21 protein-coding genes are annotated in these 23,000 nt (G+C 65.9%); 4 read left to right on the forward strand and 17 right to left on the reverse strand.

What is annotated here, in order from left to right; all coding sequences use genetic code 11:
* Nucleotide 1 precedes the first annotated feature (1 nt).
* Nucleotides 2-925 (reverse strand): histone deacetylase family protein, encoded by a 924-nt coding sequence (locus ABFO07_RS14335; protein ID WP_059885058.1) that lies wholly within the window; start codon nt 923-925, stop codon nt 2-4.
* A gap of 168 nt (nt 926-1,093) precedes the next feature.
* Between ABFO07_RS14335 and mltB the strand changes: the two genes are divergently transcribed.
* Nucleotides 1,094-2,314 (forward strand): lytic murein transglycosylase B, encoded by a 1,221-nt coding sequence (mltB, locus tag ABFO07_RS14340; protein ID WP_059563430.1) that lies wholly within the window; start codon nt 1,094-1,096, stop codon nt 2,312-2,314.
* Nucleotides 2,315-2,382: 68 nt separating this feature from the next.
* Here the strand turns inward: mltB and cysM are convergent, their stop codons facing one another.
* The 16 genes from cysM to gyrA form a co-directional block, all read right to left on the reverse strand.
* Entirely contained in the window at nt 2,383-3,285 is a 903-nt protein-coding gene (cysM, locus tag ABFO07_RS14345) for a cysteine synthase CysM (protein WP_017333096.1), read from the reverse strand.
* Nucleotides 3,286-3,507: 222 nt separating this feature from the next.
* Complete coding sequence (locus ABFO07_RS14350; RefSeq protein ID WP_059802218.1) at nt 3,508-3,867, reverse strand: ComEA family DNA-binding protein; 360 nt, start codon at nt 3,865-3,867, stop codon at nt 3,508-3,510.
* Between the two features lie 74 nt (nt 3,868-3,941).
* Nucleotides 3,942-4,934, reverse strand: coding sequence for an ADP-glyceromanno-heptose 6-epimerase (rfaD, locus tag ABFO07_RS14355; RefSeq protein ID WP_059563428.1), 993 nt, complete (start codon nt 4,932-4,934; stop codon nt 3,942-3,944).
* A gap of 65 nt (nt 4,935-4,999) precedes the next feature.
* Nucleotides 5,000-5,950: a D-glycero-beta-D-manno-heptose-7-phosphate kinase gene (rfaE1, locus tag ABFO07_RS14360; RefSeq protein WP_059563427.1), complete on the reverse strand. Its 951-nt coding sequence runs from the start codon at nt 5,948-5,950 to the stop codon at nt 5,000-5,002.
* A 7-nt stretch (nt 5,951-5,957) separates the two neighbouring features.
* Nucleotides 5,958-7,358 carry a UDP-glucose dehydrogenase family protein gene (locus ABFO07_RS14365; protein ID WP_059909924.1) on the reverse strand — a complete coding sequence of 467 codons (1,401 nt, stop codon included), beginning with the start codon at nt 7,356-7,358 and terminating at the stop codon, nt 5,958-5,960.
* A gap of 93 nt (nt 7,359-7,451) precedes the next feature.
* Nucleotides 7,452-8,624, reverse strand: coding sequence for a lipopolysaccharide assembly protein LapB (gene lapB, locus ABFO07_RS14370; RefSeq protein ID WP_059909922.1), 1,173 nt, complete (start codon nt 8,622-8,624; stop codon nt 7,452-7,454).
* 58 nt (nt 8,625-8,682) lie between these two features.
* Nucleotides 8,683-8,976, reverse strand: coding sequence for a LapA family protein (locus ABFO07_RS14375; protein WP_059563424.1), 294 nt, complete (start codon nt 8,974-8,976; stop codon nt 8,683-8,685).
* Between the two features lie 221 nt (nt 8,977-9,197).
* On the reverse strand, nt 9,198-9,521 hold the full coding sequence (locus tag ABFO07_RS14380) for an integration host factor subunit beta (RefSeq protein ID WP_026044908.1): 324 nt from the start codon (nt 9,519-9,521) through the stop codon (nt 9,198-9,200).
* Between the two features lie 22 nt (nt 9,522-9,543).
* Nucleotides 9,544-11,256, reverse strand: a complete 1,713-nt coding sequence (rpsA, locus tag ABFO07_RS14385; RefSeq protein WP_059563423.1) for a 30S ribosomal protein S1 — start codon at nt 11,254-11,256, stop codon at nt 9,544-9,546.
* A 141-nt stretch (nt 11,257-11,397) separates the two neighbouring features.
* A complete protein-coding gene (gene cmk, locus ABFO07_RS14390; protein WP_347467701.1) occupies nt 11,398-12,084 on the reverse strand; it encodes a (d)CMP kinase in 687 nt (228 codons plus the stop codon).
* A gap of 13 nt (nt 12,085-12,097) precedes the next feature.
* Nucleotides 12,098-13,402, reverse strand: a complete 1,305-nt coding sequence (aroA, locus tag ABFO07_RS14395; RefSeq protein ID WP_059802222.1) for a 3-phosphoshikimate 1-carboxyvinyltransferase — start codon at nt 13,400-13,402, stop codon at nt 12,098-12,100.
* 12 nt (nt 13,403-13,414) lie between these two features.
* On the reverse strand, nt 13,415-14,368 hold the full coding sequence (locus tag ABFO07_RS14400) for a prephenate dehydrogenase (RefSeq protein ID WP_347467703.1): 954 nt from the start codon (nt 14,366-14,368) through the stop codon (nt 13,415-13,417).
* Nucleotides 14,369-14,554: 186 nt separating this feature from the next.
* The gene (gene pheA, locus ABFO07_RS14405; RefSeq protein WP_059884869.1) at nt 14,555-15,637 is read right to left on the reverse strand and encodes a prephenate dehydratase; all 1,083 of its coding nucleotides are present in this window, start codon (nt 15,635-15,637) and stop codon (nt 14,555-14,557) included.
* Nucleotides 15,638-15,673: 36 nt separating this feature from the next.
* A complete protein-coding gene (gene serC / locus ABFO07_RS14410; RefSeq protein WP_059802224.1) occupies nt 15,674-16,756 on the reverse strand; it encodes a 3-phosphoserine/phosphohydroxythreonine transaminase in 1,083 nt (360 codons plus the stop codon).
* Nucleotides 16,757-16,927: 171 nt separating this feature from the next.
* Complete coding sequence (locus ABFO07_RS14415) at nt 16,928-17,524, reverse strand: DUF2059 domain-containing protein (RefSeq protein ID WP_059802557.1); 597 nt, start codon at nt 17,522-17,524, stop codon at nt 16,928-16,930.
* Between the two features lie 101 nt (nt 17,525-17,625).
* Complete coding sequence (gene gyrA, locus ABFO07_RS14420) at nt 17,626-20,229, reverse strand: DNA gyrase subunit A (RefSeq protein ID WP_059802226.1); 2,604 nt, start codon at nt 20,227-20,229, stop codon at nt 17,626-17,628.
* A gap of 512 nt (nt 20,230-20,741) precedes the next feature.
* Here gyrA and ompA point away from each other — a divergent pair.
* The 3 genes from ompA (at nt 20,742) to ABFO07_RS14435 (ending at nt 22,998) form a co-directional block, all read left to right on the forward strand.
* Entirely contained in the window at nt 20,742-21,413 is a 672-nt protein-coding gene (gene ompA / locus ABFO07_RS14425; protein WP_059563416.1) for an outer membrane protein OmpA, read from the forward strand.
* Between the two features lie 153 nt (nt 21,414-21,566).
* The gene (gene ubiG / locus ABFO07_RS14430; RefSeq protein WP_059563415.1) at nt 21,567-22,265 is read left to right on the forward strand and encodes a bifunctional 2-polyprenyl-6-hydroxyphenol methylase/3-demethylubiquinol 3-O-methyltransferase UbiG; all 699 of its coding nucleotides are present in this window, start codon (nt 21,567-21,569) and stop codon (nt 22,263-22,265) included.
* A gap of 16 nt (nt 22,266-22,281) precedes the next feature.
* Complete coding sequence (locus tag ABFO07_RS14435; protein WP_059884871.1) at nt 22,282-22,998, forward strand: HAD family hydrolase; 717 nt, start codon at nt 22,282-22,284, stop codon at nt 22,996-22,998.
* Nucleotides 22,999-23,000: the final 2 nt, after the last annotated feature.

The raw sequence follows: 23,000 nt of genomic DNA on the forward strand, positions 1-23,000 counted from the left end.
GTCAGATGCCGGCCAGCGCGCGCAGATGCGCGACGACGCTGCGCCCGAGCGCGGACAGGTTGTAACCGCCCTCGAGGCAGCTGACGATGCGGCCCTGCGCGTGACGGCGCGCGACGTCCACGACCTGCGCGGTCAGCCATTCGAAGTCCGCCTCGACAAGGCCGAGGCCGCCGATATCGTCCTCGCGGTGCGCGTCGAAGCCCGCCGACACGAACAGCATCTGCGGCTTGAACGCTTCGAGGCGCGGCAGCCAGAACATGTCGACCGCCTCGCGGATCGCCATCCCGTTGCTGCGCGCGGGCATCGGCAGGTTGACCATGTTGGGCGCCTGGTGCTCGGCGCCCGAGAACGGATACAGCGGATGCTGGAAGAAGCTGCACATCAGCACGCACTCGTCGTTCGCGAACGCCGCTTCGGTGCCGTTGCCGTGATGCACGTCGAAGTCGACGATCGCGACGCGCTCGAGCCCGTGCACGTCGAGCGCATGCCGCGCCGCGATCGCGACGTTGTTGAAGAAGCAGAAGCCCATCGCGCGCGCCGGCTCCGCGTGATGGCCGGGCGGCCGCACGCTGCAGAACGCATTGTCGTAGCGCCCCTCGATCACCGCGTCGGTCGCCGCGATCGCGGCGCCGGCCGCGCGCAGCGCCGCGCGCCACGTATCGCGGTTCATCAGCGTATCGGGATCGATCTCGACGTAGCCGTCGACCGGCGTCATGCTTCGGATATAGTCGATATGCGCCTGCGTATGCACGCGCGCGAGCGCCACTTCGCTCGCGAACGGCGCGGTCTCGTGCGCGATCAGGTCGTCGATGCGGCTGGCAATCAGCTGGTCCTGGATCGCCGACAGCCGGGCCGGGCATTCCGGATGCCATTCCCCCATCTCGTGCAGCATGCAGTCGGGGTGCGTATAAAAGGCGGTTGCCATAAGCGTCGTCCGCGGCGCGCCGGCGCCGCAGGTCTCCATCGATAAGGTCCATCGTCTGTCGCGAATTCGCCGCTAACTTACCACAACGGAAGGCCGAACCGCCCCGATGTGCCAGATGCGTCGGGTATACTGCGCCGAACACATTCGCCCTGTCCGACCCGGTTCGTCATGAATTACAACAAGCCTGCCGCATCTCCCGCCGCGCTGTCCCGCCTCCGTCTCCCGTTCATTGCCGCCGTCCTCGCCGCCGCGTTCTGTGCCGCGCCGGCCGGCGCGCAGACGAAGACGGCGAAGCCCGCCGGCAAGCTCGTCGCGCAGGCCCAGCCGCAACAGGCGGCGCAGCAAGGGCAGACCTTCGAGGAAGAGATCGTCCCGCAGCGCTACGCGAACAATACGCAGGTGGATTCATTCATCGACGAGATGGCGAGCCGCCACGGCTTCGATCAGGCGAGCCTGCGCACGCTGTTTTCACGCGTGAGCTACTCGGCGACCGCGGTCAAGCTCGTGAAGCCCGCGCCGACGCCGTCGGTCAAGAACTGGCGCCTGTATCGCTCGCGCTTCATCGAGCCGATCCGCATCAATGCGGGCGTGAAGTTCTGGAAAGCGAACCAGGCGACGCTGCAGCGCGCGTCGGAGCAATTCGGCGTGCCGCCGGAGGTGATCGTCGGCATCATCGGCGTCGAGACGATCTACGGCCGCTACATGGGCAACTTCCGCGTGCTCGACGCGCTGACGACGCTCACCTTCGACTATCCGGACACGCCGAACCGCGACAGCCGCCAGGCGACGTTCCGCAAGAACCTCGAGGATTTCCTCGTCTGGACGCGCGACAGCCGGCTCGACCCGACGACCGTGCTCGGCTCGTACACGGGCGCGATCGGCATCCCGCAGTTCCTGCCGAGCAGCATCCGCGAATATGCGGTCGATTTCGAAGGCAACGGCCACGTCGACCTGCGCAACAGCCCGGCCGATGCGATCGGCAGCGTCGCGAACTACCTGAAGCAGCACGGCTGGGAAACCAACCGGCCGGTGGTCTGGCAGATCGCGCCCGACACGGGCAGCCAGGGCATCGCGCAAGCCGCGGCGGACGGGCAGCCGGAGCCGCACTGGGCACTGTCGCAACTGCTGCGCGCGGGCCTGACGCTCAACGAGCCGACGATCAACGTGGCCGGCGAGGCAGACACGCCGGTGACCGTCGTCGATCTGCCGTCGCCGGGGCGCGCGACCGAATACATGCTCGGGCTCAAGAATTTCTACGTGCTGACGCGCTACAACCGCAGCTTCTTCTACGCGCTCGCGGTCTACGAGCTCGGCGAAAGCGTGAAGGCGCAGATGGAAGCGAACGGTGCGCTCGCGCCCGCCGACTCGAATACGCAGGCACCGCAGTAAAGCATCACGCACGGACAACAAAAAACGCCGCATCGCGGCGTTTTTTTATTGCGTGCGAACGATGTCGCTTACGCGGGGAACACGCCCGTCGACAGGTAGCGGTCGCCGCGGTCGCAGATGATGAACACGATCGTCGCGTTCTCGACCTGCCGCGCGATGCGCATCGCGACTTCGCACGCTCCGCCCGACGAGATGCCCGCGAAGATCCCTTCGACGGCCGCGAGTTTGCGCGCCATCGCTTCGGAGGCCGCCTGGCTCACGCTCTCGACGCGGTCGACCCGGCTGCGATCGAAAATCTTCGGCAGGTAGGCTTCCGGCCACTTGCGGATGCCCGGGATGCGCGAGCCCTCTTCCGGTTGCGCGCCGACGATCTCGATCTTCTCGTTGCGCTCCTTCAGATACTGCGACACGCCCATGATCGTGCCGGTCGTGCCCATCGCCGACACGAAGTGCGTGATGCGGCCGTCCGTGTCGCGCCAGATTTCCGGCCCCGTCGCTTCGTAGTGCGCGAGCGGGTTGTCGAGGTTCGCGAACTGGTCGAGGATCACGCCCTTGCCTTCGCGCTGCATCTGCTCCGCGAGATCGCGCGCCAGCTCCATCCCGCCCTTCACCGGCGTGAGGATGATTTCCGCGCCGTATGCGGCCATGCTCTGGCGGCGCTCGACCGACAGATCCTCCGGCATGATCAGCACCATCTTGTAGCCGCGGATCGCCGCGGCCATCGCGAGCGCGATGCCCGTGTTGCCGCTCGTCGCCTCGATCAGCGTATCGCCCGGCTTGATGCGGCCACGCTGCTCGGCCTTGCGGATCATCGACAGCGCCGGACGATCCTTCACGGACCCCGCCGGATTGTTGCCTTCGAGTTTCGCGAGAATCACGTTGTTGCGCGCGCGAATCTCGTCATCCGGCAGGCGGACCAGTTGCACGAGCGGCGTGTTGCCGATCGTGTCTTCGATAGTTTTGTAAGCCATGGAGATACCGTGAGTACGAGGCTGATCAATCGGTCGATTGTAAACCAGCGACGCAGCACACGCGTTCTACCCCCTTCGCCGCGATGGAATACCCGCCACCCGGCGACGACATGCGCGCGGCATCGCCACGCAAAAAACCCGCGGCATGCCGCGGGAAACCGTCGCAATGACGACGGCTGAAGGAGCCTGTTCGTCCGGCTCGCGTACGCGATCGCTCGAACGCTATTTCTGTGCGGTGCGCGCCGCGCCGGGCTTGGCCGGCGCAGTCGCCGTGGCCGGGGCAGTCGGTGCGGCAGCGGATTTCGCCGCGGCAGCCGGCGGCGCCGCGCCAACCGTCAGCCCTTCGCGCTGCAGGCGCTCGACGGTGTGACCGCCCATCCCCTTCACGCGTGCCGCGAGGTCGTCCGCATTCTTGAACGGCCCCCGCGCATTGCGTTCGTCGAGAATCGCCTTGGCCCTCGCGGGCCCGATGCCCTTGATGCCGAGGAGCGCATCCTCGCTCGCGGCATTGACGTCGACGGCCGCCCACGCCGACGCGATCGCGCCGAACAGGGCTGCCGCAGCGAACCATTTCTTGATCATGTTCCGGATCTCCAAGTGAAAACGGCCGGCGGCCGCCGACCGTGAGACCCAGTCTAAGGAATCGGCGCGCCGGCTTAAACCTGGCCGGACAGCCAACGTACGTAACGGTCGACGCCTTCCTGCACCGTCAGGAACGGCGCATCGTAGCCGGCCGCGCGCAGCTTCGTCTGGTCAGCCTGCGTGAAGCACTGGTACTTGCCGCGCAGCGCGTCCGGGAACGGCACGTATTCGATCAGCCCCTGCTCGACCTGCTGTGCGAGCGTCAGCGGCGGCAGGCTGTCGAGCGCGCGCAGCGTGTTGACCACCGACGTCGCGACGTCGTTGAACGGCTGCGCGCGGCCGGTGCCGAGGTTGAAGATGCCCGACTTCTCCGGATGATCGAAGAAGAACAGGTTCACCTTCACGACGTCCTCGACCGACACGAAATCGCGCGTCTGCTCGCCCGGCGCGTAGCCGTTGTATTCGCCGAACAGCTTGACCTTGCCTTCCGCGCGGAACTGGTTGAAGTTGTGGAACGCGACCGATGCCATGCGGCCCTTGTGCGTCTCGCGCGGGCCATACACATTGAAGTAACGGAAGCCGGCGATCTGGCTCTTCGCGCCCGGCAGCACGCGGCGGATCACCTGGTCGAACAGGAACTTCGAATAGCCGTAGATGTTGAGCGGCGCCTCGACCTCGCGCTCCTCGACGAAGCGCGTCGAGCCGCCGTAGGTCGCTGCCGACGACGCGTACAGGAACTGCGCGCCCTGTGCGAGGCACGCATCGAGCACGCCGCGGCTGTAGCGGAAGTTGTTGTCCATCATGTAGCGGCCGTCGTGTTCCATCGTGTCCGAACACGCGCCTTCGTGGAACACCGCACGCACCTTGCCGAAATCGCCGCGCGCGAAGCGCTCGGCGAATTCGGTCTTGTCGAGGTAGTCGTCGATCTCGCAATCGACGAGGTTCTTGAACTTGTCCGCGCGCGTCAGATTGTCGACCGCAATGATGCGCGTCTCGCCGCGCTCGTTGAGCGCCTTGACGATGTTCGCGCCGATGAAACCGGCCGCGCCGGTGACGATGAGGGTCATGGTCGTCCTGTCTGAAAAAGTGGCGAGGCAGCGCGCGGCGCAACGAGCGCGCCGCGCGCATGCGCTCAGTGAAACAGTTCGTCGTAGTCTACCGTGGCGGTGCCGAGCTTGCCGACCACGATCCCCGCCGCGCGATTCGCAAGCACGACCGCGTCGACGAGCGGCACGCCCGCGCCGAGCATCGTCGCGACCGTCGCGATCACCGTGTCGCCCGCGCCGGACACGTCGAACACTTCGCGCGCCAGCGCCGGCGCATGCAGCTCGCCCGCGCCGGAGAACAGCGTCATGCCCTCCTCCGAGCGCGTGAGCAGCAGCGCGTCGATGTCGAGCGACGCGCGCAGCTTCGCGACCCGCCCGCGCAGGTCGTCTTCCGATTTCCATTGCCCGACGACCTCGCGCAGCTCCGCGCGGTTCGGCGTGATCAACGACGCGCCGCGATAGCGCTCCCAGTCGTCGCCCTTCGGATCGACGAGCACGGGCCTGCCGGCCGCGCGCGCCTTCGCGATCATCGTCGTCACGTGCGTAAGGCCGCCCTTCGCGTAATCCGACATCAGGATCACGTCGTGCTGCGGCAGCAGCGCGTCGAAGCGCGCGAGCCCGGCAAGCAGCACTTCGTGCGTCGGCGTCGCCTCGAAGTCGACGCGCAGCAGTTGCTGCTGGCGCGCAAGCACGCGCAGCTTGATCGTCGTCGGCAACGACGGATCGCGCTCGAGGTGCGGCGTCACGCCGCTCGTGCCGAGCAGCTCGACGATCCGCTCGCCCGGCTCGTCGCAGCCGACGACGCACAGCAGCCCGGCCTGGCCGCCGAGCGTCACCGCGTTGCGCGCGACGTTCGCCGCGCCGCCGAGGCGCTCTTCCTGGCGCTGCACGTGCACGACGGGCACCGGCGCTTCCGGCGAGATGCGGTCGACATTGCCGAACCAGTAGCGATCGAGCATCACGTCGCCGACGACGAGCACGCGCGAGCGCGCGATCTGCTCGCGCGGCACCGGGCCGATTTCACGAGGGGCGTTCATCGTCCGGTCATCCACGGGAAACGGTCTGGGGATCGACATGCGGACGCCCGATCGCGTAGTAGTCGATGCCGAGCTCGGCCATCGCATCCGGCTCGTACAGGTTGCGCCCGTCGAAGATCACCGGCGCTTTCAGTTCCGCCTTCAGGCGCGCGAAATCGGGGCTCCTGAATTCCTTCCACTCGGTGACGATCACGAGCGCATCCGCACCGGTCACCGCGACGTCCTGCGTGTCGACGAAATGCAGGCGCGACAGCGCATCGGGGTCCGCGCCGAGATCCAGCGCGAACACGCGCCGCGCCTCCTCGATCGCGACCGGGTCGTACGCGCGCACCGTCGCGCCGCGCTCGAGCAGCGCGGCGATCAGGCGGCGGCTCGGCGCCTCGCGCATGTCATCGGTGTTCGGCTTGAACGCGAGGCCCCAGACCGCGAACTCGCGGCCGCTCAGATCCGCGCCGAAGCGCTGCTCGATCTTGCCGATCAGCACGCTCTTCTGCGCGTGGTTGGCCGCCTCGACCGCCTCGAGGATGTGCAGCGGCTGGCCGTTCTCGCCCGCGGTGCGGATCAGCGCCTGCACGTCCTTCGGGAAGCACGAGCCGCCGTAGCCGACGCCCGCATACAGGAAGTGATAGCCGATGCGCGGATCGGAGCCGATCCCGCGCCGCACGGCTTCGATGTCGGCGCCGACCTTGTCGGCCAGGTTCGACATCTCGTTCATGAACGAGATGCGCGTCGCGAGCATTGCATTCGCCGCGTACTTCGAGAATTCCGCCGAGCGCACGTCCATGTAGATCGTGCGCTCGTGATTGCGGTTGAACGGCGCGTACAGCTTCTTCATCTTCTCGCGCGCGATCACGCCCACCTCGTCGTCATCGACGCCGATGATGATCCGGTCCGGGCGCATGAAGTCCTCGACCGCCGCGCCTTCCTTCAGGAATTCGGGATTCGACACGACCGAGAAGCGGTGCGCGACGCTGCCCGCGAGGCCGCGCGCGGCCAGCGCCTCGTCGACCACGCCGCGCACGCGCTGCGCGGTGCCGACCGGCACGGTCGACTTGTCGACGATCACCTTGAAGCCGGTCATGTGGCGGCCGATGTTGCGTGCCGCCTCGAGCACGTATTGCAGGTCGGCGGAGCCGTCTTCGTCGGGCGGCGTGCCGACCGCGATGAACTGGATCTCGCCGTGCGCGACGCTCGCCTCGACATCGGTCGAGAAGCGCAGGCGCCCCGCCGCGCGGTTGCGCGCGATGATGTCGAGCAGCCCTGGCTCGTGAATCGGCATGCCGCCGTTGTTCAGGATGTCGATCTTGCGCGGATCGACGTCGAGACAGAAGACGTCATGACCGATTTCCGCGAGACAGGAGCCCGTGACGAGACCGACGTACCCGGTGCCGATGATGGTGATTTTCATAGATGTTCCGGTAAGGGTTCCCGGTGATTGACTGACTTGGCCGCCGGGCCGGGCCCGGCGGCATCCGCATCGCGTTCGTCCCGCCCGCGCCGATCAGTTCGGCACGGCAGGTTCGACGCGGCGCGGCGCATAGGTTTCCCAACCGCTGCAACCGGGGCACTGCCAGTAAAAGAGCCGTGCCCGGAAACCGCAATTCTGGCACGTATACCGCGGCAGATTTTTGGTGCGCTGCTTGATCAGCGCACGCATCATTTCAAGCTCCTTACGGCGCGGTTCGTCGGCCGCCGCGATCTGCGCATCGAGCAGGTGCAGCATGCCCGACAGATTCGGCGACTTCTCCATCTGCGTGCGCGCGAGCACGTGCGCGGCATCTTGCCCGCGCAATGCGGCGATGTGCTGGTACGCGATCTCGAGCAGGTCGTTCGACGCATAGCGGTCGACGTAGCCCATCAGCAGCTCCGCGCCTTCGCCGGCCCGGTCGAGCGCGATGAAAGCCTTCATCAGCTTGTCGGCGACGAGCGGCAGGTAGGCCGGGTTCTGCGCCTCGACGCGCTTCCAGTGCCCGATCGCGCCCGCGTGGTCGCCCGCCGCCGCCGCCGCATCGCCGGACAGGATCGTCGCGCGGACGTTCTGCGGATTCGCGACCAGCGCGAGCCGCAGCTGCTCCGCGGCAGCCGCGGCGTTCTTGCGCTGCAGCGCCTCCTGCGCGAGCTCGCAATGGAACTGCGCGATCTCGGTGCCGAGTTGCCCCCCGCCCATCGACTCGATGCGCTTCGCGGTGTCGATCGACTTGTTCCAGTCCTTCTCGATCTCGTAGATCGTCAGCAGCGCACGCTGCGCGCCGAGCGCGCGGTCGCCGTCGGCCAGCATGTGGAAGGTTTCTTCCGCGCGATCGAGCAGGCCGGCCTTCAGGAAATCCTGGCCGAGTTCGTACAGCGCGTGATCACGCTCGTTGACGGGCAGGTCGGTGCGGCTCAGCAGGTTCTGATGCACGCGGATCGCGCGATCCGTCTCGCCGCGGCGGCGGAACAGGTTGCCGAGCGCGAAGTGCAGTTCGACCGTCTCGGGGTCGAGCTTCGCGACCTCGATGAACGCGTCGATCGCCTTGTCGGGTTGTTCGTTCAACAGAAAATTCAGGCCGCGGAAATACGAGCGCGGCAGATTGGCGCTCTCCGACAGCAGATTCTTCAGGTCATAGCGCGATGCGGCCCAGCCAAGCGCAAAAGCGACCGGAATCGCGAGCAACCACCAGAAATCCAGATCCATGCGAAATATCGAAGCGGAAACGAAAACCGCGCGGCGTTTCGCGCGGCTCACAGGGTCGTTAAATGACCGGCGGCATCGGCGGTTGGTCGACGATGGCCGGGGTTTCGCGCGCCGTGCGCAAGTCGCGCTTCAGGCGCCCGTTCTCGAGGCGCATGCGGAAGATCGAGGGCAGCGCGGACAGCAGGCCGGCCGCCAGGCCGACCGCGAAGAAGGCGAGACCGATCAGGATCAACGGAGCTTGCCAGGCGTACCCGGCGAGGAAATTCAGCGTCGCGGTTTGCGTATTGGCCAGTGCGAGCACCAGCAACAGCACGAACACCAATACCCGGATCAGCCAGACGATAAATTTCATGAAGCCCTCTCTTGATTGAGATTTCACCGCGGCGCACGCGACTCCCCCTCGCCACGCCGAATCGACCCGTATTGTAAAGGATGCGTTTCTGCGACAGCGCATCCGTTTCGCGCGTGCGCCGGCACGCATCGAATGCTTGCCGCGAAAACAAAAAAGCGCCCCGCGAGGGGGCGCTCTTCTTCAGCCTTTGCTGGATGGGTTCCAGGCAGGCCGGATGACGTTCAACGATCGTCGTCCGGGTCCTCGGGCTTCAACGGTTCGCCGGCCCGGCCGTCGACGCGTTCGCGCAATTCCTTGCCGGGCTTGAAGTGCGGCACGAACTTCTCGGGCACCTGCACTTTCTCCCCCGACTTCGGGTTGCGCCCGACGCGCGCCGGGCGACGGTTGAGGCCGAAGCTGCCGAAGCCCCGAATTTCGATGCGATGCCCTTTGGACAGAGCTTCGGACATCGCATCGAGCATCGTTTTCACCGCGAAATCCGCATCCTTGAGAACAAGTTGCGGAAATCGCGATGCCAGCTGTGCGACCAACTCGGATTTGGTCATACTTCAGCAGACCTCGTAAGGCTTACTGGTTCTGGCCGTCGAGCTTGGCCTTCAGCAGCGCGCCGAGGTTCGTCGTGCCGGTTGCCGCTGCGCTGCTGTCGGACTGCAGGCCACGGATCGCCTCTTGCTGCTCGGCCGAATCCTTCGCCTTGATCGACAGGTTGATGCCGCGCGACTTGCGATCGATGTTGATCACCATCGCGTTGACCTTGTCGCCTTCCTTCAGCACGTTGCGAGCGTCTTCCACGCGGTCTTGCGAGATTTCCGACGCGCGCAGGTAGCCTTCGACGTCGCCGGTCAGCGTGACCACGGCACCCTTCGCATCGACCGACTTCACCACGCCGTCGACGATCGAACCCTTGTCGTTCATTGCAACGTAGTTGCTGAACGGGTCGCCTTCGAGCTGCTTGATGCCCAGCGAAATGCGTTCCTTCTCGACGTCGATGCCGAGCACGATCGCTTCCACTTCGTCGCCCTTCTTGTACTTGCGGACGGCTTCCTCGCCAGCTTCGCTCCACGACAGGTCCGACAGGTGGACCAGGCCGTCGATGCCGCCCGGCAGACCGATGAACACGCCGAAGTCGGTGATCGACTTGATCGCGCCCGTGATCTTGTCGCCCTTCTTGAAGTTGCGGCTGAAGTCATCCCACGGGTTCGGCTTGCACTGCTTCATGCCGAGGCTGATACGACGACGGTCTTCGTCGATCTCGAGGACCATGACTTCGACTTCGTCGCCCAGCTGGACAACCTTCGACGGAGCGACGTTCTTGTTCGTCCAGTCCATTTCCGACACGTGGACCAGGCCTTCGATGCCCGATTCCACTTCGACGAATGCGCCGTAGTCGGTGATGTTCGTGACCTTGCCGAACAGGCGCGTGCCCGACGGGTAACGGCGCGAGATGCCTTCCCACGGATCGTCGCCCAGTTGCTTGATGCCCAGCGAGACGCGGTTCTTCTCTTGGTCGAACTTGAGGATCTTCGCGGTGACTTCCTGGCCAACCGACAGGACTTCGCTCGGGTGACGCACGCGGCGCCATGCGATGTCGGTGATGTGCAGCAGGCCGTCGATGCCGCCGAGGTCCACGAACGCGCCGTAGTCGGTGATGTTCTTGACCACGCCGTTGACGATCGCGCCTTCCTTCAGCGTCTCGAGCAGCTTCGCGCGCTCTTCGCCTTGGGTTGCTTCGATCACTGCGCGGCGCGACAGCACGACGTTGTTACGCTTGCGGTCGAGCTTGATGACGCGGAACTCGAGCGTCTTGCCTTCGTACGGGGTCGTGTCCTTGACCGGACGCGTGTCGACCAGCGAACCCGGCAGGAACGCGCGGATGCCGTTGACCATCACGGTCATGCCGCCCTTCACCTTGCCGGTGATCGTGCCGGTGACGAGTTCGTTGTTGTCGAGGGCCTTTTCCAGCGACAGCCACGATGCAAGGCGCTTCGCCTTGTCGCGCGACAGGATCGTGTCGCCGTAGCCGTTTTCGAGCGCGTCGATCGCGACGGACACGAAATCGCCCGCCTGCACCTCAACCTCGCCCTGATCGTTCAGGAATTCCTCGATCGGAATGTAAGCCTCGGACTTGAGGCCTGCATTGACGACCACGAAGTTGTGGTCGACGCGCACGACTTCGGCGGAAATCACTTCGCCGGCGCGCATGTCTTGGCGGGTCAGCGACTCTTCGAACAGAGCCGCAAAGGATTCGGTATTCGGGTTGGAGGTTTGCAGGTCGGACATAAAAATCTGATTGTGCATGGATCGCAGGGCCGCGCCGTCCGGAATGGTCGGCTACGAGGGCCAGAGCGAAAGCCACACGGGGTTAAGGGTTGAAACACGCTTCGCGCTTGCGCGCGAAGCACCTACCGCCACCCCGCCTTCTCAGGCGGGCTGACCGGGCGCCCGGTACCACTGCAGCACTTGATCGACCGCCTGATCGACCGAGAGCGCCGACGTATCGAGCAGCCTGGCGTCTGCCGCGGGCTTCAACGGCGCGGCCGCACGATTGCTGTCGCGCGCGTCGCGTTCTCGAAGATCCCGGAGCAAGTTATCAATATTAGCAGAAAAACCTTTTTGCATCAATTGCTTATGCCGTCTGGCCGCGCGCGCCTCGACGCTGGCCGTCAGAAACACCTTCAGCACGGCGTCCGGGAAGATCACCGTGCCCATGTCGCGGCCGTCCGCGACGAGGCCCGGCGTCTTGCGGAACGCGCGCTGGCGGGCGACGAGCGCGGTGCGCACCGGTGCATGCACGGCGATCGCGGACGCGCGATTGCCGACCGCCTCCGCACGAATGTCGTTCGACACGTCGACGCCGTCGAGCTGCGCGCAGCCCTCGCGAAATGTGATGTGGAGATCGTCGATCAGTTTCACGAGCGCGTCGACGTCTTCGGCTGCGATGTCGTAGCGCATGCTCGCGAGCGCGGCGAGACGGTACAGCGCGCCGCTGTCGAGCAGGTGAAAGCCGAGGTGGGCGGCAACGAGCGCCGCGACGGTGCCCTTGCCGGATGCGGTCGGGCCATCGATCGTGATGACCGAGGTCGGGTGAAAGGGTCGGTTGGATTTCATCGAAAATACGGGGTCAGGCCTTCGCGAGCGCGGTGAAGCGGTCGAAATAGTCGGGGAACGTCTTGCCGACGCATTTCGGGTCGTTGATGCGCACCGGCACGCCGCCGAGGCTCACGAGCGAGAAGCACATCGCCATCCGGTGATCGTCGTAGGTATCGATCGCGGCGTTCGGCGTCAATCGCGCCGGCGGCGTGACGACGAGATAGTCCGGCCCCTCCTCGACGCTCGCGCCGACCTTGCGCAGTTCGGTCGCCATCGCCGCGATGCGGTCGGTTTCCTTCACGCGCCAGCTTGCGATGTTGCGCAGCGTGCTCGGGCCGTCGGCGAATAGCGCCGCGACCGCGATCGTCATCGCCGCATCGGGAATCAGGTTGAAGTCCATGTCGATCGGCTCGAGCTTGCCGTGGTCGTGGCCGATGCCGCGCACTTCGATCCAGTCGTCGCCCATCGTCACGTTCGCGCCCATCTGCATCAGCGCGTTCGCGAAGCCGACGTCGCCCTGGATGCTCGCGCGCCCCACGCCCTCGACGCGCAGCGGCCCGCCGCCGAGCGCGCCGGCCGCGAGGAAATACGACGCCGACGACGCATCGCCCTCGACCATGATCTGCCCCGGCGATTTGTAGCGGACCCCGGCCGGCACGATGAAGCGCTGCCAGCCTTCGCGCTCGACGATCACGCCGAAGCGCGCCATCAGCTTGATCGTGATCTCGATGTACGGCTTCGAGATCAGCTCGCCATCGACCTCGACGACGATCCGGCCGTCCTTCGCCTTCACGAGCGGCAGCGTCATCAGGAGCGCGGTCAGGAACTGGCTCGACACGTCGCCGCGCACGCTGATCGGCGCGTCGACCGTGATCGACGCCGGCTTGATGCGCAGCGGCGGAAAGCCGTCGTTCTGCTCGTAGTCGATCTGCGCGCCGATCTGCCGCAGCCCGTCGACGAGATCGCCGATCGGCCGCTCGTGCATGCGCGGCACGCCGTGCACGCGATAGTCGCCGCCGTTCACCGCGAGCGCCGCCGTGAGCGGCCGCACCGCGGTGCCCGCGTTGCCGAGGAACAGGTCGGCCGTTTTCGCGGTGAACGCGCCGCGCGTGCCGGTGACGACGCAGGTGTCGCCGTCGCGCGCGAGCTTCACGCCGAGCTTGCCGAGCGCGTCGAGCATCACGCGCGTGTCGTCGGAGTCGAGCAGGTTGGTAATGGTCGTTTCGCCTTCGGCGAGCGCCGCGAGAAGCAGCACGCGGTTCGAGATGCTCTTCGAGCCGGGCAGACGCACGGTGCCCGACGCGCTGGAGTACGGGCCGAGATCGAGATGTTCCATGAGGGCTTCCTGTTATTTCCTGATCGTGTGGGCCGGCTGCCCGGAAACCGGCTCGCCGGATGCGGGCTTGCCGCCGCGCTCCTGCCACGCCGAACGCGCATCGCGCGACCGCGCGAACACGGCCTCGAGCGCCGCGCCGTCGCCGGCGTCGATCGCGGCCCGCAGCCGCGCAAGCACGCGCGTGTAGCCGTCGAGCTCGTCGAGCAACGCGGCGCGGTTCGCGACGCAGATGTCCCGCCACATTTCCGGGCTCGACGCGGCAATCCGCGTGAAATCGCGGAATCCGCCCGCCGCGTACGAGAATTTCAGTTCCGCGTCCGCCTCGCCGAGAATCTGCTCGACGAGCGCGAACGACAGCAGGTGCGGCAGATGGCTCACCGACGCGAACACGCGGTCGTGCTGCGCAGCGCTCATCGTCCGCACGTCGGCGCCCGTCGCGCGCCACATCGCATCGATTCGCGCGACCGACGCCGCCGGATTGTCGGGCAGCGGGCACAGCACGACATTGCGGCCGACGTACAGGTCCGGCAGCGCGGCCTCGACGCCGCTCGACTCGCGCCCGGCGATCGGATGGCCGGGCACGAACTGCGCGATGCGCGCGCCGAGCGCGTCGCGCGCGGTCGCGATGACGTCCGACTTGGTGCTGCCCGCATCGGTGACGATCGTCGCGCCGTCGAGCCACGGCGCGATGCGCGCGAGCAGCGGGCCCGTCTGCGCGACCGGCGCGGCCAGCAGCACCAGATCGGCGCCCGCGAGCGCGTCGCGCAATTGCGCGTCGTCGTCGAGCGCCGCGGCGCGATCGATCACGCCGAGCGCCAGCGCCCGCGCGACCGACGCAGCAGAACGTCCGACGCCGACGATCTCGCCCGCGTCGCCCGGCGCGCGCTCGCGCAGCGCGCGGGCCAGCGATCCGCCGATCAGGCCGACGCCGAAGATGACCAGTTTGTTGAATGCAAAGCCTGACACGACAAGAGCCAAGTTACGCGTAGCGGCGGTGCCGCGCCACGCGGGGTCCAGATTCCGGGTGGGCCGACAACCGGCGCGCACACACCGCGCCGGACGCCGCCCGCCCCGCCTTCGGCAGCGCCACCAGCCTGCCTCGCCTGCTTCGGCACGACCCGCGCCATGCCGGCGCAGGCCGCACGGGCCGCGTCAGCGCGCGCGCGGATACGAGCCGAGAACCTTCAGGAACGCGGCCTTCTTGCCGAGTTCCGTCAGTGCGGCCGCAACCGATGCGTCGTCCCGGTGCCCTTCGATGTCGATGTAGAAGTAATACTCCCACGTGCCGACGCGCGCCGGACGCGACTCGAAGCGCGTCATCGACACGCCGTGCCGCGCGAGCGGCTCGAGCAGCTTGAACACCGCGCCCGGCTCGTTCTTCACCGACACGATCAGCGACGTCTGGTCGTTGCCGGTCGGCCCCGCCGGATGCTTGCCGACGATCACGAAGCGGGTGCGGTTGTGCGGATCGTCCTGGATCAGCGCGAACGCGATCTGCAGGCCGTAGTGCGCGGCCGCGCGGTCGCCGGCAATGGCCGCGACCGTCGGATCGGCCGCGGCGAGGCGCGCAGCTTCCGCATTGCTCGCGACCGCCTGCCGCTCGAGCTGCGGCGCATTCGCCGACAGCCATTGCTGGCACTGCGCGAGCGCCTGCGCGTGCGCACACACGCGCTTCACGCCATCCAGCGTGCCGCCCTGCGTGAGGAGGTTGTGGTGAATCGGCAGCGCGAGTTCGCCGCTGATCAGCAGTTGCGTCTGCAGCAGCAGGTCGAGCGTGCGCGACACCGCGCCTTCGGTCGAATTCTCGACCGGCGCAACGCCGAACGCCGTGGCGCCCGCCTCGACCGAGCGGAACACCTCGTCGATCGACGGGCACGGCAGCCCTTCGATCGACTGGCCGAAATACTCGAACATCGCCTGTTCGGTATACGTGCCGACCGGCCCGAGGAACGCGACGTGGATCGTCTGTTCGAGCGCGCGGCTCGCGGCCATGATCTCGCGCCAGATCGCGCTGATGTGGTCGCTCGCGAGCGGGCCCGCGCTCATGTCCTGCAGGCGCGCGATCACCTGCAGCTCGCGTTCCGGCCGGAATACCGGCGCGTTGAAATGCTTCTTGACCTCGCCTACCTCGAGCGCCACCGCGGCGCGCTGGTTCAGGAGCTCGATCAGCTGCGCGTCGATCGCATCGATGCGGTCGCGCAGCGGTTTCAGGCGGGAATTCAGTTCGTCGTCCATGCGTAGTTGCCGTGCTGTTGACCAGCGCCGCCGCCGTCAGGCGCGGTGCTGCTCGAAATCCTTCATGTACTCGACGAGCGCCTTCACGCCCTCGAGCGGCACCGCGTTGTAGATCGACGCCCGCATACCGCCGACGGACTTGTGGCCCTTCAGCTGCAGCAGCCCGCGCGCCTTTGCGCCGGCAAGGAAGTCTTCGTTGCGCGTTTCGTCGGCCAGGAAAAAGGGCACGTTCATCCGCGAACGCACCGCCGGCTCGACCTTGTTCAGATAGAAGCTGCTTGCATCGATCGTGTCGTAAAGCAGCTTCGCCTTTTCGATGTTGCGGGCCTCGATCGCCTGCAGGCCGCCCTGCCGCTTCAGCCACTGGAACACGAGGCCGGCGATGTAGATCGCGTAGGTGGGCGGCGTGTTGTACAGCGAGTTGTTCTCGGCGACCGTCTTCCAGTCGAACGCCGACGGGCAGATCGACAGCGCGCGGTCGAGCAGGTCCTCGCGGACGATCACGAGCGTGACGCCTGCCATCCCGATGTTCTTCTGCGCGCCGCCGAACATGACGCCGTACTTCGCGACGTCCATCGGGCGCGACAGGATGTGCGACGAGACATCCGCGACGAGCGGCACGTTGCCGAGATCGGGGATCTCGAACGTCTCGACGCCGTCGATCGTCTCGTTCGTGCACAGGTGCACGTAAGCCGGATCGTCCGACAGCTGCCATTCCGCGCGGGCCGGCGCACGCGTGTAGCCGGCGTCGGTCTTGCCCGTCGCGGCCAGGTGCGGCGTGCCGTACTTCTTCGCCTCGTTGAACGACTTCTGCGACCACGAGCCCGTCACGACGAAATCGGCCGTCTTGCGCGTGCCCAGCAGGTTCATCGGCACGATCGCATTCTCCCCGATGCCGCCGCCCTGCAGGAACAGGATCCGGTGGCTCGCCGGCACGTCGAGCAGCTCGCGCAGGTCGGCGAGCGCCGTTTCGTGGATCGACGTGAATTCCTTGCCGCGATGGCTCATCTCCATCACGCTCATGCCGCTGCCATGCCAGTCGAGCATCTCGTCGGCGGCTTGCCGCAGCACTTCTTCCGGCATTGCCGCGGGACCAGCGGAGAAATTAAAGACGCGCATCGTGAAAACCTCGGGAGGGAACGCGGCCGGCTAGCCGCCGGCAAGTCAGTTGCAAATGAGCCGCGCCAGAAAAGAAATGGCCGCTTGCGCTCGCGCGCAAACGGCCATTATCGCACTGTCGTCAGGCTGTCGCCAAACCCGGCCGCACGGCCAGGGGCGGGCCGAGACGGCTTACTTGCCCGGCTTGACCGCCGCGACTTCCTTGTCGGCCTGGGCGCGCGTTGCCTGGATCGCTTGCGGCATGTACTTCTGCATCAGGCCGTTGACCACGTCGCGGCCAACCTGATCCTGCACCTGGATGAACTTGCGGCCCGTCGGGCTCTTGTAGAACGTCGTCAGATCCTTGATTTCCGACGTGCTGTAGTACTTCGCGTAGGCGTCATACTGAGCCTGCATCGCATCGCTGCTGAACGCCTGCGTCGCGAACACCTTGCCCGCGCCGTCGACCAGCTTCGGCACTGCGTTCTTCTGCAGCGTCGGGACCGCAGCCTGCTTCTGCTTGTCGTTCAGCGTCTTGTTTTCCGACAGCGCGTCCGACAGGATCGCCGGAACCAGCTGCTTCGCCTGCATTTCGGCGCTGTTGCCGATTGCCGACACGAGCTTCGGCGCGTCGATCGCATCGAGCAGATCCTTGATCGCCGCCTTCTTGTCGGCGTCGATCGGCGCAGCTGCCGCCGGAGCCGGTGCGGGGTTCGACAGCGCTTGCGCCATTGCGAACGTCGGCACCAGGGCAGCCAGCAGGACCAGTTGCTTGAATTGCTTTTGCATCATCACTCCCTTCTTGGAAATATGAATAAGTACTTCGCCTCACGCGGCGCGCCTTTTACGTGGCGCGCCTGCCTGGGGCCGCTCGAGAGTCACATCCTTGGTCAGGCTTCGCCGTCCGACGCCTCGTCGGCCTCGCCGTCGCCCTCTTCGGCTTCCGCGATCTGCTGCAGGCCGGAGAGCTTGGTACCCTCGTCGAGGCTGATGAGTGTAACACCTTGCGTGGCGCGCCCCATTTCGCGAATCTCGGAAACACGCGTGCGAATCAGGACGCCGGCCGTCGTGATCAGCATGATCTGATCCTCGGCATCGACGAGCGTCGCGGCGACCACCTTGCCGTTGCGCTCGGACGTCTGGATCGCGATCATGCCCTTCGTGCCGCGGCCGTGACGCGTGTACTCGGTGATCGGGGTGCGCTTGCCGTAGCCGTTCTCGGTTGCGGTGAGCACCGACTGCTCCTCGCTGCCCGCGACCAGCATCGCGATGACCTGCTGCCCGTCCTCGAGCTGCATGCCGCGCACGCCGCGCGCCTCGCGGCCCATCGGGCGCACGTCGTTCTCGTCGAAACGCACCGCCTTGCCCGCGTCGGAGAACAGCATCACGTCGTGCGCGCCGTCGGTGATCGACGCGCCGATCAGGAAATCGCCGTCGTCGAGGCCGACCGCGATGATGCCCTTCTTCATCGGGCGGCTGAACGCCTCGAGCGGGGTCTTCTTCACGGTGCCGAGCGACGTCGCCATGAACACGAACTTGTCGGCCGAGAATTCCTTGACCGGCAGCACGACGTTGATCTTCTCGCCGTCCTGCAGCGGGAACATGTTGACGATCGGGCGGCCGCGCGAGTTGCGCGAACCCTGCGGCACTTCGTAGACCTTGATCCAGTACACGCGGCCGCGGTTCGAGAAGCACAACATATAGTCGTGCGTGTTCGCGATGAACAGTGTCTCGATCCAGTCGTCTTCCTTCATCTGCGTCGCTTGCTTGCCACGGCCGCCGCGCTTCTGCGCGCGGTATTCGGACAGCGGCTGCGACTTCACGTAGCCGGAATGGGACATCGTGACGACCATGTCCTGCGGCGTGATCAGGTCTTCGGTGTTCAGCTCGGTCGCGTTCAGCTCGATCTTCGAGCGGCGCGCGTCGCCGAACTCGGCCTTCACCGACGTCAGCTCCTCGCCGATCATCGAGGTGATCCGTTCGGGGCGGGCCAGGATATCCAGCAGGTCAGCGATCTGCGCCATCACGTCGCGGTATTCGCCGATGATCTTGTCCTGCTCGAGGCCGGTCAGGCGCTGCAGGCGCATCTGCAGGATTTCCTGGGCCTGCGTGTCGGACAGACGGTACAGGCCGTCGCCCTGCATGCCGAACGCAGGGTTCAGCCCTTCCGGACGGTACGCGTCGCGCCCGCCCGCCGCGCCATTCTCGGTTTCGGCGCGGGTGAGCATCTCGCGCACCAGCGACGAATCCCACGACTTCGCCATCAGCTCCTGTTTCGCGATCGGCGGCGTCGGCGCGGCCTTGATGATCGCGATGAAGTCGTCGATGTTCGCGAGCGCGACCGCGAGGCCTTCGAGCACATGGCCGCGTTCGCGCGCCTTGCGCAGTTCGTAGATCGTCCGGCGCGTCAGCACTTCGCGGCGGTGCGCGAGGAAGCACTGGAGGATTTCCTTCAGGTTGAGCAGCTTCGGCTGGCCGTCGACGAGCGCGACCATGTTCATGCCGAAGGTGTCCTGGAGCTGGGTCGCCTTGTACAGGTTGTTCAGCACCACTTCCGGCACTTCACCGCGCTTCAGCTCGATCACGACGCGCATGCCGCTCTTGTCGGACTCGTCGCGGATGTCGGAGATGCCCTCGAGCTTCTTCTCGTTGACGAGTTCGGCGATGCGTTCGAGCAGCGAACGCTTGTTCACCTGGTACGGCAGCTCGTCGACGATGATCGCCATGCGCTGGCCGCGGTCGATCTCCTCGAAGTGCGTGGCCGCGCGCATCACGACGCGGCCGCGGCCCGTCCGGTAGCCGTCGCGCACGCCGGCGACGCCGTAGATGATGCCGGCCGTCGGGAAGTCGGGCGCCGGGATGATCTCGATCAGTTCGTCGATCGTCGCTTCCGGGTTGTTCAGCAGGTGCTGACAAGCGTCGACGACTTCGTTCAGGTTGTGCGGCGGGATGTTGGTCGCCATGCCGACCGCGATGCCCGACGAGCCGTTGATCAGCAGGTTCGGAATCCGCGCCGGTAGGATCAGCGGCTGCATCTCGCTGCCGTCGTAGTTCGGGCCGAAGTCGACGGTTTCCTTGTCGATGTCGGCGAGCAGCTCGTGACCGATCTTCGCCATGCGAATTTCGGTGTAACGCATCGCGGCGGCATTGTCGCCGTCGATCGAGCCGAAGTTGCCTTGCCCGTCGACCAGCATGTAGCGCAGCGAGAAATCCTGCGCCATCCGCACGATCGTCTCGTAGACCGCGCTATCGCCGTGAGGGTGGTATTTACCGATCACGTCGCCGACGATACGCGCCGACTTCTTGTACGCGCGGTTCCAGTCGTTGTTCAGTTCGTGCATCGCGAACAGGACGCGCCGGTGCACGGGCTTCAGGCCATCGCGGACATCCGGGAGGGCACGTCCGACGATTACGCTCATCGCGTAATCGAGATACGAACGGCGCATTTCCTCCTCGAGGGAGGTGGGCAGGGTCTCTTTGGCGAATTGATCCATGTATCCGTATCTATTCGGGGCGAAGACGGAAACGCCTTTCGCGTGGGCGCTGCATCAGCAACGCAACGCGAGATTCTAACATGCGCCCTTCTCGCGCCAATTCGGCGCCCCCTCTATATAAGAAGGGCAAAAGTCGCGGCGCGGCCGGCGCTCCCTTCGCCGCCGGCGAGCGCCGCGCGCCGCCGTCTCACGCCCGCGTGTAAACATTCCTGTCTTCCCGCGCAATTTTGCGTGTGCACGCTTGACAATCTCTAAAAGTTACGGCAGGTCGGTGTTGCGCATGCGCCACAAACGGATAGGCGATGTTAGGGTGGGGAGGATTTTTTTTCGTGGGAAGGGAACGATATGGCAAAATGCCAACGCACTGAAAGTTAGACGCTGCTCGAAGTCTACACAGAGCGGCGCCGCGTTTTTTGTGCCGCACCAATGTTATACTTCGAGCAATGTATGACTTGTCACCGTCAACAGGCTCGCAGTAAACCTGCGGTAATCTCAATTTCGAGAGGAGAAATATGAATAAACTTTCAAAGCTCGCGTTCATTGCAGCTACCGCAGTTATGGCTGCATCCGCATCGGCACAGTCGGTGCCGGCGTCGCGACAAGCCGTGAATGACAACTGGGTGAATGGTACCGGCGAATACGTCTGGATGAACGGCACGAACGAGCTTTGCTGGCGCGATGCATTCTGGACGCCGGCCACCGCCAACGCAAAGTGCGATGGCGCACTGGTCGCCCAGGCTCCGGCACCGGCACCGGTCGCACCGGTTGCTCCGGCAATCTCGAGCCAGAAGATCACGTACCAAGCCGACGCACTGTTCGACTTCGACAAGGCAACGCTGAAGCCGCTGGGCAAGCAGAAGCTGGACGATCTGGCTGGCAAGATCCAGGGCATGAACACGGAAGTGGTCGTCGCAACGGGCTACACCGACCGTATCGGCTCGGACAAGTACAACGACCGTCTGTCGCTGCGCCGTGCGCAAGCTGTCAAGTCGTACCTGGTCAGCAAGGGCATCCCGGCCAACAAGATCTACACGGAAGGCAAGGGCAAGCGCAACCCGGTCACGACCGGCTGCAACCAGAAGAACCGCAAGCAACTGATCGCCTGCCTCGCACCGGACCGCCGCGTGGAAGTCGAAGTGGTCGGTACGCAAGAAGTGCAGAAGACGACCGTTCCGGCGCAGTAAGCCACGGCTCTCGCCTGCTTCGAAGCCCCGCCTCGGCGGGGCTTTTTCATTGATGCCCGCTCCGGCGCTCGCTGGCTTCGCCGTGCGCCCGCTTATATACTCGGGGCTTGATGCAGCCATGCGTCGCCCTCCTCCCGTAGCCCGTTTGCCGACATGACCAACGCCGATCCGCACGAACTCCAGAAATTCAGCGACCTCGCCCATCGGTGGTGGGATCCGAATGCCGAATTCAAGCCGCTGCACGACCTGAACCCGGTCCGTCTCGGCTGGATCGATGCGCATGCCCACCTGGCCGGCAAGCGCGTACTCGATATCGGCTGCGGCGGCGGCATCCTGTCCGAGTCGATGGCGAGCCTCGGCGCGCAGGTGAAGGGCATCGACCTGTCCACCGAAGCGCTCGGTGTCGCCGACCTGCACAGCCTCGAAAGCGGCGTGACGGTCGACTACGAGGCGATCGCGGCCGAGGCGATCGCGGCGCGCGAACCCGGCACCTACGACGTGGTCACGTGCATGGAAATGCTCGAGCACGTGCCGTCGCCGGCCAAGGTGGTCGAGGCCTGCGCGACGCTCGTCAAGCCGGGCGGCTGGGTGTTCTTCTCCACGCTGAACCGCAACCTGAAGTCCTACCTGTTCGCGGTGATCGGCGCCGAGTACATCGCACAGCTGCTGCCGAAGGGCACGCACGATTACGCGCGCTTCATCCGCCCGTCGGAACTGGCCGGCTTCGTGCGCGCGACGGATCTGCACATCGCGGAGATCAAGGGCATCACGTATCACCCGCTCGGCAAGCGCTTTGCGCTGTCGAACGACACCGACATCAACTATCTCGTCGCGTGCCGTCGCGGCGCGTGATCACCATTCGACCGGCATGACGACTCCCCTTTCGCCCACGCAGGCCACGCTCGACGAACAGCCGCTGCAACGCTGCGACGCGGTGCTGTTCGATCTCGACGGCACGCTCGCCGATACGGCGCCGGATCTGGCGGCCGCCGTCAACAAGATGCAGCGCGTGCGCGGGCTGCCAGAGACGCCGCTCGACACGCTGCGGCCGCTGGCGTCCGCCGGTGCGCGCGGCCTGCTCGGCGGCGCGTTCGGCATCCATCCGCAGTCGCCCGACTATGATGCGATGCGCGACGAGTTCCTGACGAACTACGCGACGGATCTCTGCGTGCACACGACGCTGTTCCCGGGCATCGATACGCTGCTCGACGAACTCGACGCGCGCGGCGTGCGCTGGGGGATCGTCACGAACAAGGCGATGCACCTGACCGAACCGCTCGTCGGCCTGCTCGGTCTCGGCCCGCGCGCCGCGTGCGTCGTCGGGGGCGACACAACGCCGCACCCGAAGCCGCACCCTGCCCCGCTGCTGCACGCGGCCGGGCAACTGACGCTCGCGCCGGAACGCATCGTCTATGTCGGCGATGATCTGCGCGATATCCAGGCCGGCAGCGCCGCAGGTATGGCAACGATCGCGGCCGCATACGGCTATTGCGGCGACGGCGCCGCGCCGGTGGACTGGCAAGCACAGCATCTCGTCGAGACGACCTTGCAATTGCGCGAGCTGCTGCGCGATGTTGGGCTATAATG

The organism is Burkholderia stagnalis (assembly GCF_039848545.1).
GTDB classification, from domain to species: domain Bacteria; phylum Pseudomonadota; class Gammaproteobacteria; order Burkholderiales; family Burkholderiaceae; genus Burkholderia; species Burkholderia stagnalis.